Origin of the sequence: Xenorhabdus sp. PB30.3, from assembly GCF_963895965.1 — a bacterium.
GTDB lineage: Bacteria > Pseudomonadota > Gammaproteobacteria > Enterobacterales > Enterobacteriaceae > Xenorhabdus > Xenorhabdus stockiae.
The window spans coordinates 36448-52854 of record NZ_CAWQMW010000113.1; the positions used below are offsets into that span (position 1 = coordinate 36448).

Consider the following 16407-nt stretch of genomic DNA (forward strand, 5'->3'; position numbering starts at 1 on the left):
TAGCGGCTTATTCTACTCATGATCACCGCGAATACCAAACCACTGATGATACCACCGTGACATTAACTGTTGTCGGTATCTTTCTAATTTAATGTGATCATGATAAACATAACCGGTAATCTGGCCTGAAACTGCTGTGCTATTCCATTGAATTCCGACATTTTTATAGCGGTCCTTTACTTTTATTGAAGGAAGTTTCCAGGGACTGTAGCGAGCTACTGAAGTTAAAGCATATTCAGGCCTGACTTTGCGTATAAATGCCGCTGTGGAGGAAGTATTACTCCCATGATGGGGAACCTGTAAGACAGTCGAATTAAGATTTTCCTTTTCAAGCCCGATCAACTGATATTCCGCCTGTTTCTCCAAATCACCTGTTAATAATAAACTATACTTGCCATCATCAATGCGGATAACACAAGATTGATTATTACCCACATTTTCTGCCTTTTCCGGAGGCCAGAGAACCCGGAAAGTTAATCCCTGCCATATCCATTGCTCACCACGAACACAGGGTAAATGCTCTGATTTACTGGAAGAGCTGCGAATATGAATATCCGGATTTTTTTCGATTAAATATTCCACTCCTCCCGTATGATCCAGATGATCATGGCTCAGGATAATTTGTTCAGGAGTTAGTTGATGCCAACGCAGGTAAGGCTGGATAACTTTTTCCGCCATACTTCCCGTCTCCCAGCGGTTTCCTGTATCGAATAAAATCGCCTTTCCTCCTTTATCAATAACAATAGCCAAACCATGACCAACATCCAACATGGAAAAGCGCCATAGGTATTCATCATCACGCTTAAAATAACAGATCGTTATTCCGGCAAAAGCACATAACAACCCTATATATGATTTCCACCAGCCAAAACGCCAAATAACAACGGACATCCAGCCGGCAAAAGTGATGAAGAAAGGGATATGGCCTGTTTCAGTCCATGAATGAACAAACGCAGGCAAAGGCATTAAAGCAACGGAAATAGTGTAATCAACCAATTGCCAGAAAAATGGCTGAAGAAACTGGCTAAAAGGTAATAAAACGCTCAATAATATCAACATGATCAGTGGAACTGTCAGAAAAGAGATTATCGGGACAGCCCATAAATTCGCAATTAATGATGCAATATTGATCCCCTGAAATAGCAAAAGTTGCAACGGCATTAACATAAGCATCATTCCCGATTGCATATGTAATCCACGCAACCAGACCCAGCGCCATCCATAACGGACCCTTTCAGGCAAAGGCATCCAATGAAACCAGAATAACAGTGCTACAACTGCAAAAAATGAAAGCCAAAAGCTGTCAGAAAGGATTGCCAGTGGGTCAAAAAGTAAAATCAGCGCAGCACTCCATAAAACCCACTGCCATGAAAAACAAAAATGATTCCTGCAACGCAAATAAATCCAGACTGTTAACCCTAACATTGCCCGGATAGCCGGAAGCCCCCAGCCGGAAAGCCATCCATATAACATTGCCGTTAGCCACCCGAAAAGAAGCGGGAAACGAAATCCAACCCACGGTGCGGGAAGCAAGAACTGAATTCCCCTGGCAAAAGCCCAGCCAAATAAACTAGCTATCGCAACATGTAACCCTGAAATCGCCATCAAATGCGCAATTCCCGTTTGTTGTAACAATAACCGAGTTTGTTTATCCAGCCATGCTCTTTCGCCAAATGTAAGCGCAAGAGCAATACCAGAATGTTTCAGAAAGTGTATTTCCGGGATCAGTTTATAGATTAACCTCTGTCTTACACTGCAATTATCATCCAATAAATTCGCTTTAGTAATTTTGCCATTAAGCGGCTGGCGGATTGATAGCGCATAACGCTGGCTGTCATAACTTCCTTGATTTAATTGGGCATGAACAGCTCTGAGTTTCATTGTGACCAACCACTTTTGCCCAGCACAAAGTGGTGTTGGAAAATTTTGCGATATTGAAGGATCCCACAAAACTGAGGCATATAAAGCAGGAAAAATATATTTTCCCTCACTCTCAATTAACCTAACCCTATAACGCGGTTTCTCATCTCTATCTGTTTCATTTAATGAAACGCTATCAACCATAATAACTACTGATCTTGTCGCATCGCTAAAATAGGTTATTTGATCCAGAATTTGGTGACCATTCCAACATCCCCAAAGTAATCCCCATAATATCAGCGAAATAAGTCGGCCTAATTTATAAGAAATCAGCCATAAAACAATTGCGGCTATGGATAAGAGCAATATTTCTCGTGGTTGAGGTAATTCTGGCAGTAATAAAAGAGGGAGCATTCCCAATACAACGGCTATAGCTGCTTGGTTTAGGCTGATAATAGATAATGGTTTTCTCCAGATAGAAAAAAGTGGAGAAAAAAGAAACTGAAGAGCCTGCTGCATCCGTATCTGTCCCTGCATTTAAATTCCATTTATGCGGAAAAGACTATTCGATGGTAGGTAATACTGCCAGTCAGATAAAGTTTATTTTGGAAACACTTCGCAAGTTAATTTCAAATGAAAGAACATACATGAAGAAGATGAGAGAATTATCGCAAAAACAAAAAATAATAAAAAAGAACGGCACCCTAAGGTGCCGTAGCAATTAAGTAATAACTTTTATCTTAGCTGTCGCCATAGATATTCACGCGGTCGCGTAATTCTTTACCTGGCTTAAAGTGAGGAACGTATTTACCGTCCAATTCGACTTTATCACCTGTTTTTGGATTACGACCCACACGCGGAGCTCGGTAGTGAAGAGAAAAGCTGCCGAACCCGCGAACTTCAATACGTTCACCGGAGGCCAGAGTTTCTGCCATATGATCAAGCATTTCTTTCACTGCATCTTCAACGGCTTTAGCCGGCATATGAGATTGTTGCTCAGCAAGTCTTTCAATTAATTCAGACTTGGTCATGGTACCTCCCTAAACTACCGTGTTCGGGTAATATTATCGTAACCGAAAATATTACCCGCCGTTATTGACTTAGATTATTCGCCTTTAGCTGCTTTGAAAGCTTCAGCCATTGCGTTGTTAGCAAAGTTTGCGTCTTCTTGCTTGTTCACAGAAGCGATAGCGTCTTTTTCATCAGCTTCGTCTTTCGCACGAACAGACAGGTTGATTACGCGGTTTTTGCGATCAACACCAACGTATTTAGCTTCAACTGCATCGCCAACGTTCAGAACTTGAGTTGCATCTTCAACGCGGTCACGAGAAGCTTCTGATGCACGCAGGTAACCTTCAACGCCGTCAGCTAATTCAACTGTAGCACCTTTTGCATCAACAGCAGTTACTTTACCGTTAACAATAGCACCTTTCTTGTTTACAGACAGGTAGTTATTGAATGGATCTTCTGCCAGTTGTTTGATGCCCAGAGAGATACGCTCACGCTCTGCATCTACTTGCAGAACTACAGCAGCAATTTCGTCGCCTTTTTTGTATTCACGAACTGCTTCTTCGCCTGCAACGTTCCAGGAGATGTCAGACAGGTGAACCAGACCGTCGATGCCGCCGTCCAGACCGATGAAGATACCGAAGTCAGTGATTGACTTGATTTTACCTTCAACACGATCATTTTTGTTGTGAGTTTCAGCAAATTGCTGCCAAGGGTTGGATTTACACTGTTTCAGACCCAGGGAGATACGACGACGTTCTTCATCGATATCCAGAACCATAACTTCCACAACATCACCAACGTTAACAACTTTGGATGGGTGGATGTTTTTGTTAGTCCAGTCCATTTCTGAAACGTGTACCAGACCTTCAACGCCTTCTTCGATTTCAACGAAGCAGCCGTAGTCAGTCAGATTAGTTACGCGACCAGTCAGTCGAGTACTTTCTGGGTAACGCTTAGCGATTGCTACCCATGGATCTTCACCCAGTTGTTTCAGACCCAGAGATACGCGAGTACGCTCACGGTCGAACTTCAGTACTTTAACTGTGATTTCATCGCCCACATTGACGATTTCGCTTGGGTGTTTAACACGTTTCCAAGCCATATCAGTAATGTGCAGCAGGCCATCAACGCCGCCCAGATCAACGAATGCACCGTAGTCAGTCAGGTTCTTAACGATACCTTTAACTTCCATGCCTTCTTGCAGGTTTTCCAGCAGCTGATCACGCTCTGCACTGTTTTCAGATTCGATAACAGCACGACGGGAAACAACTACGTTATTGCGTTTCTGATCCAGCTTGATGACTTTGAACTCAAGCTCTTTGCCTTCAAGGTGAGCAGTATCGCGAACTGGACGAACGTCAACCAGTGAACCTGGCAGGAACGCACGGATACCGTTCAGTTCTACAGTGAAGCCGCCTTTTACTTTACCGTTGATAATACCAGTAACAGTTTCAGCTTCTTCGTATGCTTTTTCCAGCATCAGCCATGCTTCATGACGTTTCGCTTTTTCACGGGACAGGATAGTCTCACCGAAACCATCTTCTACCGCATCCAGAGCTACGTCGATTTCATCGCCAACCTGGATTTCCAGCTCGCCCTGAGCGTTTTTGAATTGCTCTACAGGAATCGCAGATTCTGATTTCAGACCTGCGTCGACCAATACAACGTCTTTATCGATAGCAACTACAACACCACGTACGATTGCACCTGGACGAGTTTCGATAGTCTGTAGGGATTCTTCAAAGAGTTGAGCAAAAGATTCTGTCATTTTAATGATCTTCAAGGTTTTAAATTAACGTCCATCTAGCATCCGGCCGAATGGGGTTGTTTTACATACCTCGCAACTATTCCCTGTTACAAGGTGTTTTAGTATGCCAGCATATTTCACTACTCACATACCAGAATTCTATATACATCGTCTTGATGTGCCGTTGCAATAGCATTATACGCGAAAATACGCAGATTAAACGGTTAATGCTAATGTATTTCTCGCATAATTTAGTGCCTTATCAATAACTTCTTCGATAGACATACTGGTTGAATCCAGTATTAAGGCATCCTGTGCAGGCACTAACGGCGCAACTGCCCGATTGCGATCGCGGAAATCCCGCTCCTGTATTTCGGACAAAAGGCTTTCAAAGTTAACACTAAAACCATTTTCCTGCAACTGTAACATGCGCCTGCGGGCACGTTCTTCCGCACTGGCGTCAAGAAAAATTTTCACGGGTGCGTCAGGAAAAACAACCGTTCCCATATCACGTCCGTCAGCAATCAGCCCCGGGAGAAGACGAAATGCCCTCTGCCGACGAAGTAATGCTTCACGTACACGAGGAAATGTTGCTGTTTGTGAAGCGGTATTACCAACCGCTTCAGTGCGGATTTCATTGCTGACATCTTCACCTTCGAGAATAACCCTGAGCCTGCCGTTTGCAGGGACAAAGCGAACATCCAGATTTGCAGCCAGAGGAACCAGTGCGTCTTCAGACTTGATATCCACCTGATGGTGAATAGCTGCCAGTGCCAGCACGCGATAAATGGCTCCTGAGTCAAGTAATTGCCAATTCAATGCCTCAGCCAGTGCCTGGCATAGAGTTCCTTTGCCAGCACCACTCGGACCATCAACGGTTATTACCGGGGCTATTATCGTCATTCATTCTCCTCCTTTTTGCTTTGCATGGCGCTTGTCGGCTCTTTTCTACACAGAACATTTCCCTATACAGAAAACAGGTCACTCACCTAATGCAGAACACTGCTCAATAAGTGAGCAGCAGAAATATGAGCTTATTATACCTACTCGGAGAATGAGTGGAATAAATACATCATCATTAATCAACAATTTTCACTAGGAGTATCACTGATAGATTTAAGTTGCTTAAAATAATCGGGGAATGTCTTGGCTGTACAGCCGGGATCAAGGATCGTCACAGGGGTATCTGAAAGAGCCACTAATGAAAAACACATTGCTACCCGGTGATCATTGTAGGTTTCAATTTCCGCATGGTTAAGTTTTGCTGGTGGAATAATGCGAATGTAATCATGCCCTTCTTCTACTTCAGCTCCCACTTTACGTAGTTCTGTTGCCATCGCATTAAGACGATCAGTCTCTTTTACCCGCCAGTTATAGATATTGCGGATGACTGTTTCACCTTTAGCAAACAATGCCGTTGTCGCGATAGTCATGGCCGCATCAGGAATGGCATTCATATCCATATCGATACCAGTCAGTGTGCCACGTTCACATTCTACAAAATCATCTTCCTTACGTATGATCGCGCCCATCTTTTCCAGAACATCGGCAAATTTTGTATCACCCTGTAAACTGTTTTTACCAATACCTGTAACACGCACGGTTCCGCCTTTAATTGCTGCGGCAGCAAGAAAATATGATGCGGAAGAAGCATCACCTTCAACCAGATAGCGCCCGGGAGACTGGTACTTCTGTTGCCCTTTGATCCGAAAAACCTGATAGTGATCATTTTCTACAGTTACCCCGAAACTGTTCATTAATGCCAGCGTAATATCAATGTATGGTTTAGAAACCAAATCTCCTTTGATATCAATTTCGCTATCATTTAATGCTAAAGGAGCGGCCATCAGTAATGCGGTCAGGAATTGACTGGAAACACTGCCATCAACAGTCACTTTTCCACCTGAAAAGCCACCTCTAATTCGCACTGGTGGGTAATTTTCCTGCTCAAGATAGTCAATTTTTGCCCCAGCCTGACATAAAGCATCCACTAAATGACCAATCGGACGCTCTTTCATCCGTGGCTCACCGGTTAACACTACGTCATTATTTCCGAGACACAATGCCGCAGCCAGTGGACGTATCGCTGTTCCTGCATTTCCCAAAAACAGTTCCAGCCCATTTTTATCGGTTATTACTCCACCAATACCATCAACCTCACAGGTAGTACGATCTTCAGACAACCGATAGGAAATACCCAGCACTGTTAACGCATTGAGCATATGGCGAATATCATCACTGTCCAATAAATTGGTCAGGCATGTTGTTCCCTGAGCAAGAGCAGCAAGTAACAACGCACGATTGGAAACACTTTTAGAGCCGGGTAAGTTAATAGTTCCATGAATGTGAGAGATGGGTTGTAACGTCAGGGATTGCATAAACGGCAGGATCTCCGGTTGGTAATTCTTGTATTTTTAATTAGTTATCGATTTAAAAGATTCATATCGGGGGATTCATCCCCCCGATAAAGAAAATCATTATGCATTACGGCGTTCAAAATCAGCCATAAACTCAACCAATGCCAGTACCCCTTCATGAGGCATCGCATTATAAATTGAAGCTCTGGCACCTCCGGCAACTTTGTGCCCTTTCAATGCATGCAAACCATGCGCATAGGCTTCTTCTAAAAACTTACCGTCGAGAGCAGGATTAGCTAACTGGAAAGGGACATTCATAATAGAGCGGTTTTGTGGCGCAACACCGTTGATATAAAAATCACTGTTATCAATCGCCTGATACAGAGATTTCGCTTTGGCATGATTGCGTTTCTTGATTTCTTGTAATCCACCCTGCTCTTTCAGCCACTTGAACACCATACCGGAAAGATACCATGCAAATGTTGGTGGTGTGTTATACATAGAATCGTTGTTCACCTGCACAGTGTAATCCAGAATGGATGGCGTGTGCTTATGGGCCTTATTCAATAAATCTTCACGAATAATAACGACGGTAATCCCTGCCGGACCAATGTTTTTCTGGGCACCTGCATAAATAACACCATAGCGGCTTACATCAATGGGTGCGGAAAGAATGGTTGAAGAATAATCAGCAACAACAATTTTATCATCACCAAAATCAGGCTCTTCAAAAATAGCAATACCACCAATGGTTTCATTAGGGCAATAATGCACATAGGCTGCATCATTACTCAAATCCCATTCATTCATTGGCTTCACACTTTTAACGCCATCTGTTTCAGTAAGAATATTAATGACATTGGGTGTGCAATATTTTGCAGCTTCTTTAGCTGCGCTTTCTGCCCAATAACCGCCAACGATATAGTCTGCTGACGTTTTATCACCAAGCAGATTTAATGGTAGAGCTGAAAATTGACCACGGGCACCACCATGACAGAACAGGACTTTGTAATTTTCAGGTATCGATAATAAATCCCGGAGATCTTTTTCTGCTTCAGACGCAACCGACATAAACTCTTTACTGCGATGACTGATTTCCATAACGGATGTTCCCAGTCCATGCCAGTTACAAAGTTCCTGCTCTGCACGACGTAATACTTCTGCTGGTAACATGGCTGGACCAGCACTGAAATTATATACCTGACTCATTAACTCCACCCTATCATTACGGATACAATAAAATCGGATGTATTGGTTTTATCACTCCCGCTCTACCTCTGCAATGGTTATTACTAGATTGTTACCAACGGCTACCGGGGATTCTCTCCCTTGCTCATGCAATACATCTTGAACACATTGTTTATACTCAAAAACTCAGGAATTAAATAAAATACATTCAACTATTACTCCGAAATACTATCGTTCTGATTATATAAACCCAGCCTATTTAAATAAGAACATTACTATCAAATTATATGTAACACGGGCTTAAATTAATCATAATAAAATATCAATTAGGCATACTCTGTTAATCTGAGATAATTAAAAATAAACCACATGTTTTATTAAGTTAAAATATAAACTTTCTTTTTGGCTCTATATACAATGAGAAGAAAACATATTTAAAATAACAAAAACAATAACCTTATAATTCCTACGTTATAAAAAATTCAACACATTAATGAAGGACATTAAAAAACAGAAAGACGCCTAAAAGCGCCTTTCTGTATATTTAATTCAGGAATTAATATTTAGAAAACATTTCCTGAATTTTTGCTGTGTCAGCAGTCTGAGTCAGAGCCAATTGCAGAAGAACGCGAGCTTTCTGCGGGTTCAGGCGTTCTGATGCAACAAAACCGTATTTGCTATCATTGACTTCAGCATTCTGAGTAGTGAAACCGAAAGGAATACGGCTGGAACGAACAACAACAACACCATCTTTAGCTGCTTGTGACAGAGAGTCCAGAATAGACTTATAGATGTTACCGTTACCAACACCAGCACTGATAATACCTTTATAACCATTCTCTACAAATGCTTTAACCGGCAAATCGGAAGCATTAGAGTAGTTATACACAATACCTACTTTTGGCAGTTCAGTCAGTTTGCTAACATCAAAAACAGCTTTATCTGCTTTCACTGGTGCTGCAGAGTAGTAGTTTACTTTACCGTTATGAATGAAGCCTTGTGGGCCTGCGTTCACTGCCTGGAAAGCCTGAACTTCAGTTGTGCTCAGTTTACCGATGTCACGTCCATGAATTACAGAATCATTCATAGCAAGTAAAACACCACGGTTTGCAGAATCTTTATCTGACGCTACAACAACAGCATTATAGAGGTTCAATGGACCATCAGCACCCAGAGCTGTTGATGGACGCATTGCGCCAACCATTACGATAGGTTTATGACACTGAGTGGTCAGATCGAGAAAATAAGCAGTTTCTTCCATGGTATCAGTACCGTGGGTGATGACAAAACCGTCAGTTTTATCACAGTCTGCATTGATCTTTTTCGCCAGAGTCAGCCAAACCTGATCGTTCATGTCCTGAGAACCGATGCTAACAACCTGCTCGCCTTGCAGATTAGCAATATTTTTGATAGCAGGAACAGCATTCAGCAATGAATCAACACCGACTTGACCCGCAGTGTAGCTGGATTTAGTTGCAGACTCACCACCACCAGCGATTGTGCCACCCGTTGCCAGAACAGTAATGTTTGGCAGTGCAAATGCAGAACCGCTGACTAAAGCCAAAAAGCTGGCTATTGCTGTTTTTTTAATACTTTTCATCATTCAACCTCTTGTAAAAAAAGCTATTCTAGTATGTATTGGGGAAATAAATAAACTCTAATTAACAATAATTTTTGGGAATTAAATAGAGGAGACAAAAAAAACGCCGTATGATATGTAACTCTTTACAGAAATCAAAGTGAATAATGATGACGCAGACCTACATTCCAGGCAAAGATGCCGCATTAGAAGACTCTATTAATAATTTCCAACAGAAACTGAGCACACTGGGTTTCAATATTGAAGAAGCCTCATGGCTGAACCCTGTTCCTAATGTCTGGTCAGTACATATCCGTGATCGTGACTGCCCACTCTGTTTTACTAACGGCAAAGGAGCCAGTAAAAAAGCGGCATTGGCCTCTGCGTTAGGTGAATACTTTGAACGTCTATCAACTAACTATTTTTTCGCTGATTTTTATCTTGGTAAAGCCGTAGCTCAGGGCGATTTTGTTCATTACCCGAACGAAAAATGGTTTCCTTTACCTGAAGATGATTCCCTGCCAGCAGGTATTCTGGACGAACATCTGCACCGTTTTTATAACCCGGATAATGAACTTTATGCCAGCCAGCTGGTTGATTTACAGTCCGGGAATGAAGAACGAGGGATCTGTGCTCTGCCGTTTACCCGTCAGTCTGATCATGAAACCGTCTATATCCCAATGAACATTGTTGGGAACCTGTATGTTTCAAATGGCATGTCAGCCGGTAATACCAAGAATGAAGCCCGGGTTCAGGGGCTGTCCGAGGTATTCGAACGTTATGTGAAAAACCGCATCATCGCAGAATGCATTAGCCTGCCTGAAATCCCACAAACCGTTATGGATCGCTATCCCGGCGTTGTAGCATCAGTCAATAAATTACAGGAAGAAGGCTTCCCGCTTTATTGCTACGATGCTTCTCTGGGCGGTCAGTTCCCGGTTATCTGCGTTGTTCTGTTTAACCCGAATAACGGTACCTGTTTTGCTTCTTTTGGTGCTCACCCTGAATTTGGCGTTGCACTGGAGCGTACCGTCACTGAGCTTTTACAGGGACGCAGCCTGAAAGATCTGGATGTCTTCACAGCACCTACTTTTGATGATGAAGAAGTGTCTGAGCACACTAACCTTGAAACCCATTTCATTGACTCAAGCGGAGCAATCAGCTGGGATCTGTTCAAACAGGATGCTGATTACGAATTTGCCGACTGGAATTTCAGTGGTACAACCGAAGAAGAATTTGCAACCCTGATGGGCATTTTCAATACTCTGAGTGCCGAAGTCTATATTGCTGACTATGAGCATCTTGGTGTTTATGCCTGCCGTATTCTGGTACCGGGGATGTCAGATATTTATCCGGTTGAAGATTTGCACATTGCTAATAATACGATGGGAACTCACCTGCGTGATACCATTCTGGCCTTACCGGATAGCCAGTGGCAGCCTGAAGAGTATCTGGCGTTTCTTGAGCAGATAGACGAAGAAGGGCTGGATGATTTTACCCGTGTTCGCGAATTGTTAGGGATCGCCTCAGGTAAAGATAATGGCTGGAGCAATTTAAGGATTGGTGAACTGAAATCTATGCTGGCGCTGGCTGGTAATGATCTGGAGCAAGCTCTGATCTGGGTTGAGTGGACACAAGATTTCAACTCTTCTGTCTTCACCGCCGAAAGAGCAAATTATTATCGCTGCCTACATACATTGCTGCTATTAACCCAGGAAGAAGATCGTAACCCAAGCCAGTATTATCAGGCATTTGTCAAAATGTATGGTCAGGATACAGTTGACGCCGCCTCTTCAGCTCTAACTGGTAAAAATTGTTTCCACGGGCTGTGGTCTGTCGATTCAGAATTAAAAGCATTACCCGCTCATCAGGCATTATTAAATGCTTATGAAAAACTACAAAAAGCTAAACGCACTTTTTGGTGTAAATAATCTGAAATATATAAACTGTTAAATTAATGCTTATTAATTAACAAAAGTAAAAATCAGGTTAAATTGAATTTTATTTAAAATAACAAATAAATGACAATTTAACCTGTTATTTTACCTTTCGTCTATTTCACACCAAATTCCTTATATAAAATTTTTTTATAAATTTTAAAAAATATTTTTAATTTAAAAATCAATTTGTTAGAATCGAAAAACGTTATTTAGCTGGTCATATATCACTGAACTTTCAATTTAATATGATCTATATCAAATTCATGTCAGTGTCCGTTTGTTACTATCATTACGTGCTATAATTAACCTAAGATAAAGAGAGTGTTAGTATGAAAACTGACGACACTTTTAACCTATTTCCACCTGCTGTAATGGCACAAATTGCTGATGATAGTGGTGTCTATAAAGTCAACAAAAATCCAGCAGTGACTTATTTATCAGCAATTATGGCTGGTGTATTTATTTCCATTGCATTTGTTTTTTATATTACGGCTACAACAGGAACTTCTTCTATTCCCTATGGTTTAGCAAAATTAACCGGTGGAGTATGTTTCTCTTTAGGGCTGATGCTGGTCGTCGTATTTGGTGTCGACCTCTTCACTTCCACAGTGTTAACTATTGTTTCGAAAGCAACCGGCCGTATTACCTGGTCACAAATGTTCAAAAACTGGCTGCACGTTTATATCGGTAATCTGATCGGTGCCCTGTTCTTTGTCACCTTGATGTGGCTATCAGGCCAATATGCCGTTGCCAATGGTTTCTGGGGGCTGAATGTATTACAGGTCGCTGACCACAAAATGCACCATACCTTTGTCGAGGCTTTATGTTTAGGCATTCTGGCTAACCTGATGGTATGCCTTGCCGTCTGGATGAGCTATGCAGGCCGAAGCCTTATTGATAAATTATCTGCATTAATTCTGCCAATTGGTATGTTCGTTGCCAGCGGCTTTGAACACAGCATTGCTAACATGTTTTTAATTCCTTTCGGGATTGTTATTAAAGAATTCGCTCCAACTGAGTTTTGGGAAAAAGTCGGAGCAACACCAGAGCAATTTCCCCAACTGACAATTTCAAATTTCATTACTGATAATCTGATCCCTGTAACGATAGGTAACATCATCGGCGGTTCGATATTGGTTGGGTTGACTTACTGGTTCATTTATTTACGTGGCAGCCGCTGATCTTCGTTTGCTTCCACACCCAATTTTTTACAAGTTCTACTGTTAAAAGGTAAAAATATCATGTCCGAGTTAAATGAAAAATTCTCCGTAGCATGGCAAGGCTTTAACGAGGGTAACTGGCAAAATGAAGTCAATGTTCGTGACTTTATTCAGAAAAACTATACTCCGTATGAAGGTGATGAATCATTCCTTGCGGGTGCCACAAAAGCGACAGATATTTTGTGGGAAAAAGTCATGGAAGGTATCAAAATTGAAAACCGCACTCATGCGCCGGTTGATTTTGATACTAACGTTGCGTCTACAATAACCTCCCATGATGCTGGTTATATTGAAAAAACTCTGGAACAAATTGTTGGCCTGCAAACTGAAGCGCCTCTGAAACGTGCCATTATCCCATTCGGCGGGATCAAAATGGTTGAAGGTTCCTGCAAGGCATATGATCGGGAACTTGATCCGAAACTGAAACAAATTTTTACTGAATACCGTAAAACTCACAATCAGGGTGTATTTGATGTTTATACCCCTGATATTCTGAAATGCCGCAAATCAGGTGTATTGACAGGTCTGCCAGATGCTTACGGTCGTGGTCGTATCATCGGTGATTACCGTCGTGTTGCTCTGTACGGTATTGATTTTCTGCGTGATGAAAAATATGCACAATTCACTTCATTGCAGGAAAAACTGGAAAACGGTGAAGACCTTGAAGCAACTATCCGCCTGCGTGAAGAAATTTCAGAACAGTATCGCGCTCTAGGCCAGATTAAAGAGATGGCAGCTAAATATGGCTACGATATCTCTGCCCCGGCGACTAATGCCAAAGAAGCAGTACAGTGGACTTATTTCGCTTATCTGGCGGCAGTAAAATCCCAAAATGGTGCTGCGATGTCTTTCGGTCGTGTATCCAGCTTCCTCGATATCTACATCGAGCGCGATATACATGCAGGAAAACTGACAGAGCAAGACGCACAAGAGCTGATCGACCATTTGGTCATGAAACTGCGTATGGTTCGCTTCCTGCGTACTCCAGAATACGATGAGCTGTTCTCCGGCGACCCGATTTGGGCAACTGAATCCATCGCAGGTATGGGACTGGACGGTCGTACTCTTGTTACCAAAAACAGTTTCCGTTTCCTGAATACCCTGTACACAATGGGACCATCTCCGGAACCTAACATGACCATCCTGTGGTCTGAAAAACTGCCTGCTAATTTCAAAAAATACGCGGCAAAAGTATCCATTGATACTTCATCTCTGCAATATGAAAACGATGACCTGATGCGTCCTGATTTCAGCAGCGATGACTATGCTATTGCATGCTGTGTCAGCCCGATGATTGTTGGTAAACAAATGCAGTTCTTCGGTGCCCGCGCAAACCTGGCAAAAACCATGCTGTATGCCATCAACGGCGGTATGGATGAAAAACTGAAAATGCAGGTTGGTCCAAAAGAAGAGCCAATAAAAGATGACGTTTTGGATTATGACACCGTCACCGAACGTATGGATCACTTTATGGACTGGCTGGCAAAACAGTATGTCACCGCGCTGAATATCATCCACTATATGCATGATAAATACAGCTATGAAGCTTCTTTAATGGCACTTCATGATCGTGATGTTCACCGTACGATGGCATGTGGTATTGCAGGATTATCTGTAGCAGCTGATTCTTTGTCCGCGATCAAATATGCAAAAGTAACCCCAATCCGTGACGAAAACGGTCTGGCTGTTGATTTCAAAATTGAAGGTGAATATCCACAGTTTGGTAATAATGACGCGCGTGTTGATGATATCGCTTGTGATTTGGTTGAACGCTTCATGAAGAAAATTCAGAAGTTACAAACCTATCGCAATGCAACTCCAACTCAGTCTGTGTTAACTATTACTTCTAACGTTGTTTATGGTAAAAAAACCGGTAACACGCCAGATGGACGTCGTGCAGGTGCACCATTCGGTCCGGGTGCTAACCCAATGCATGGCCGTGACCAGAAAGGGGCAATTGCTTCACTGACTTCAGTGGCTAAACTGCCATTTGCTTACGCAAAAGATGGTATTTCTTATACCTTCTCCATCGTGCCTAATGCGTTAGGTAAAAATGATGACGTGCGCAGAGCCAACTTGGCAGCTCTGATGGATGGTTATTTCCATCATGAAGCCAGCAATATTGAAGGTGGCCAACACCTGAATGTTAACGTCATGAACCGCGAGATGTTACTGGATGCTATGGAAAATCCTGAGAAATATCCTCAATTGACAATCCGTGTATCCGGCTATGCTGTACGCTTTAACTCTCTGACTAAAGAACAGCAACAGGATGTTATTACCCGTACATTTACCCAGACAATGTAAACATCCTGCTGTGTATTACCTCAAAAATGTCATTGTTTTAATAAGACAATTTTGATGAAATGAAACAGCATACACTTCAAGGCCCCTTTGCAATAGGGGCCTTTACTATCCTGTCAGTTTTTGGAGAGATCTTCCCATGCCCGTACTTGGCCGTATCCACTCTTTTGAATCCTGCGGAACCGTTGATGGCCCGGGTATTCGTTTTATTGTATTTTTTCAGGGTTGCCTGATGCGTTGCCTTTATTGCCATAATCGCGATACATGGGACACTCACACTGGTAAAGCGGTAACAGTCGAAGAACTTATAAAAGAAGCGACAACTTATCGTCATTTTATGAATGCCTCCGGAGGTGGAGTGACAGCTTCAGGTGGGGAAGCAATCCTTCAGGCTGAATTCGTTCGTGACTGGTTCAGGGCTTGCCACGCCGAGGGGATTCATACCTGTTTAGACACTAATGGCTTTGTCCGACGGTATGAGCCGGTAATTGATGAGCTACTGGATGATACTGATTTAGTCATGCTGGATCTGAAACACCTTAACGATGATATTCATCGGGAACTGGTTGGTGTTTCCAATCATAGAACACTCGAATTTGCCCGTTATCTGGCAAAACGCAATCAAAAAACGTGGATCCGTTATGTCGTTGTTCCCGGATGGTCGGATGATGACAAATCTGTCCATATGCTGGGAGAGTTCACCAAGGATATGAAGAACATCGAAAAAATTGAGTTACTTCCCTATCATGAACTGGGTAAACATAAATGGATTGCTATGGGTGAAGAATATAAGCTGGAAGACGTAAAACCACCGTCGAAAGAGACGATGGAAAGAGTAAAAGAAATTCTGATGAGCTATGGTCATCAGGTTATTTATTAATTAAATATACTCATTGGCTTTCAAGTAATCTCTAGTGGGCTGCGATACAACTTAAAACCCATTGGATTAAGTACATATTTATTATTCCTCAAATTAAATAATTACTGGCTCAATCATAAATTGCAGCCAGTTTTTTCCAAATGCCGACTTATTTAACTATCGTTTAGTTTAAATTAGGACATTTCCCCGTTCTATTTCCGTCATGAACTATACTAGTTAATAGTCATAGAAAATCAACCAATAATATATAAGCTACCTTTCACATTTTGCGAGTAAATAAATTTAATTTTCACACACAGAGGATTATCCAATGAGGAATAT

Annotated in this window: 11 protein-coding genes; 4 read left to right on the top strand and 7 right to left on the bottom strand. The window is 42.1% G+C overall.

Features of this window, described 5'->3' with window-relative positions:
• Positions 1-12: 12 nt before the first annotated feature.
• The 7 genes from AACX38_RS07520 to ansB form a co-directional block, all read right to left on the bottom strand.
• Complete coding sequence (locus AACX38_RS07520) at positions 13-2397, bottom strand: ComEC family protein (protein WP_228863873.1); 2385 nt, start codon at positions 2395-2397, stop codon at positions 13-15.
• 203 nt (positions 2398-2600) lie between these two features.
• Positions 2601-2891 carry an integration host factor subunit beta gene (ihfB, locus tag AACX38_RS07525; RefSeq protein WP_099110700.1) on the bottom strand — a complete coding sequence of 97 codons (291 nt, stop codon included), beginning with the start codon at positions 2889-2891 and terminating at the stop codon, positions 2601-2603.
• Positions 2892-2965: 74 nt separating this feature from the next.
• The gene (gene rpsA, locus AACX38_RS07530) at positions 2966-4639 is read right to left on the bottom strand and encodes a 30S ribosomal protein S1 (protein WP_099110699.1); all 1674 of its coding nucleotides are present in this window, start codon (positions 4637-4639) and stop codon (positions 2966-2968) included.
• Positions 4640-4834: 195 nt separating this feature from the next.
• On the bottom strand, positions 4835-5521 hold the full coding sequence (gene cmk, locus AACX38_RS07535; protein WP_099110698.1) for a (d)CMP kinase: 687 nt from the start codon (positions 5519-5521) through the stop codon (positions 4835-4837).
• A gap of 179 nt (positions 5522-5700) precedes the next feature.
• A complete protein-coding gene (gene aroA, locus AACX38_RS07540) occupies positions 5701-6996 on the bottom strand; it encodes a 3-phosphoshikimate 1-carboxyvinyltransferase (protein ID WP_228863874.1) in 1296 nt (431 codons plus the stop codon).
• A gap of 99 nt (positions 6997-7095) precedes the next feature.
• Positions 7096-8184, bottom strand: a complete 1089-nt coding sequence (serC, locus tag AACX38_RS07545; RefSeq protein WP_228863875.1) for a 3-phosphoserine/phosphohydroxythreonine transaminase — start codon at positions 8182-8184, stop codon at positions 7096-7098.
• A gap of 535 nt (positions 8185-8719) precedes the next feature.
• Positions 8720-9763 (bottom strand): L-asparaginase 2, encoded by a 1044-nt coding sequence (gene ansB / locus AACX38_RS07550; RefSeq protein WP_099121275.1) that lies wholly within the window; start codon positions 9761-9763, stop codon positions 8720-8722.
• A 149-nt stretch (positions 9764-9912) separates the two neighbouring features.
• Between ansB and ycaO the strand changes: the two genes are divergently transcribed.
• From ycaO to pflA, 4 genes are all read left to right on the top strand, one after another.
• Complete coding sequence (ycaO, locus tag AACX38_RS07555) at positions 9913-11673, top strand: 30S ribosomal protein S12 methylthiotransferase accessory factor YcaO (RefSeq protein ID WP_228863876.1); 1761 nt, start codon at positions 9913-9915, stop codon at positions 11671-11673.
• A gap of 338 nt (positions 11674-12011) precedes the next feature.
• Positions 12012-12863 (top strand): formate transporter FocA, encoded by an 852-nt coding sequence (gene focA, locus AACX38_RS07560; RefSeq protein ID WP_228863877.1) that lies wholly within the window; start codon positions 12012-12014, stop codon positions 12861-12863.
• 60 nt (positions 12864-12923) lie between these two features.
• Positions 12924-15209: a formate C-acetyltransferase gene (gene pflB / locus AACX38_RS07565; RefSeq protein ID WP_228863878.1), complete on the top strand. Its 2286-nt coding sequence runs from the start codon at positions 12924-12926 to the stop codon at positions 15207-15209.
• A gap of 136 nt (positions 15210-15345) precedes the next feature.
• A complete protein-coding gene (pflA, locus tag AACX38_RS07570) occupies positions 15346-16086 on the top strand; it encodes a pyruvate formate lyase 1-activating protein (RefSeq protein ID WP_228863879.1) in 741 nt (246 codons plus the stop codon).
• Positions 16087-16407: the final 321 nt, after the last annotated feature.

Excerpts from the sequence above, each read along its gene's own strand:
- aroA (WP_228863874.1), bottom strand. The coding sequence starts at position 6,996 with ATGCAATCCCTGACGTTACAACCCATCTCTCACATTCATGGAACTATT.
- ihfB (WP_099110700.1), bottom strand. The coding sequence starts at position 2,891 with ATGACCAAGTCTGAATTAATTGAAAGACTTGCTGAGCAACAATCTCAT.
- cmk (WP_099110698.1), bottom strand. The coding sequence starts at position 5,521 with ATGACGATAATAGCCCCGGTAATAACCGTTGATGGTCCGAGTGGTGCT.
- focA (WP_228863877.1), top strand. The coding sequence starts at position 12,012 with ATGAAAACTGACGACACTTTTAACCTATTTCCACCTGCTGTAATGGCA.
- rpsA (WP_099110699.1), bottom strand. The coding sequence starts at position 4,639 with ATGACAGAATCTTTTGCTCAACTCTTTGAAGAATCCCTACAGACTATC.
- serC (WP_228863875.1), bottom strand. The coding sequence starts at position 8,184 with ATGAGTCAGGTATATAATTTCAGTGCTGGTCCAGCCATGTTACCAGCA.
- ansB (WP_099121275.1), bottom strand. The coding sequence starts at position 9,763 with ATGAAAAGTATTAAAAAAACAGCAATAGCCAGCTTTTTGGCTTTAGTC.
- ycaO (WP_228863876.1), top strand. The coding sequence starts at position 9,913 with ATGACGCAGACCTACATTCCAGGCAAAGATGCCGCATTAGAAGACTCT.
- pflA (WP_228863879.1), top strand. The coding sequence starts at position 15,346 with ATGCCCGTACTTGGCCGTATCCACTCTTTTGAATCCTGCGGAACCGTT.
- AACX38_RS07520 (WP_228863873.1), bottom strand. The coding sequence starts at position 2,397 with ATGCAGGGACAGATACGGATGCAGCAGGCTCTTCAGTTTCTTTTTTCT.
- pflB (WP_228863878.1), top strand. The coding sequence starts at position 12,924 with ATGTCCGAGTTAAATGAAAAATTCTCCGTAGCATGGCAAGGCTTTAAC.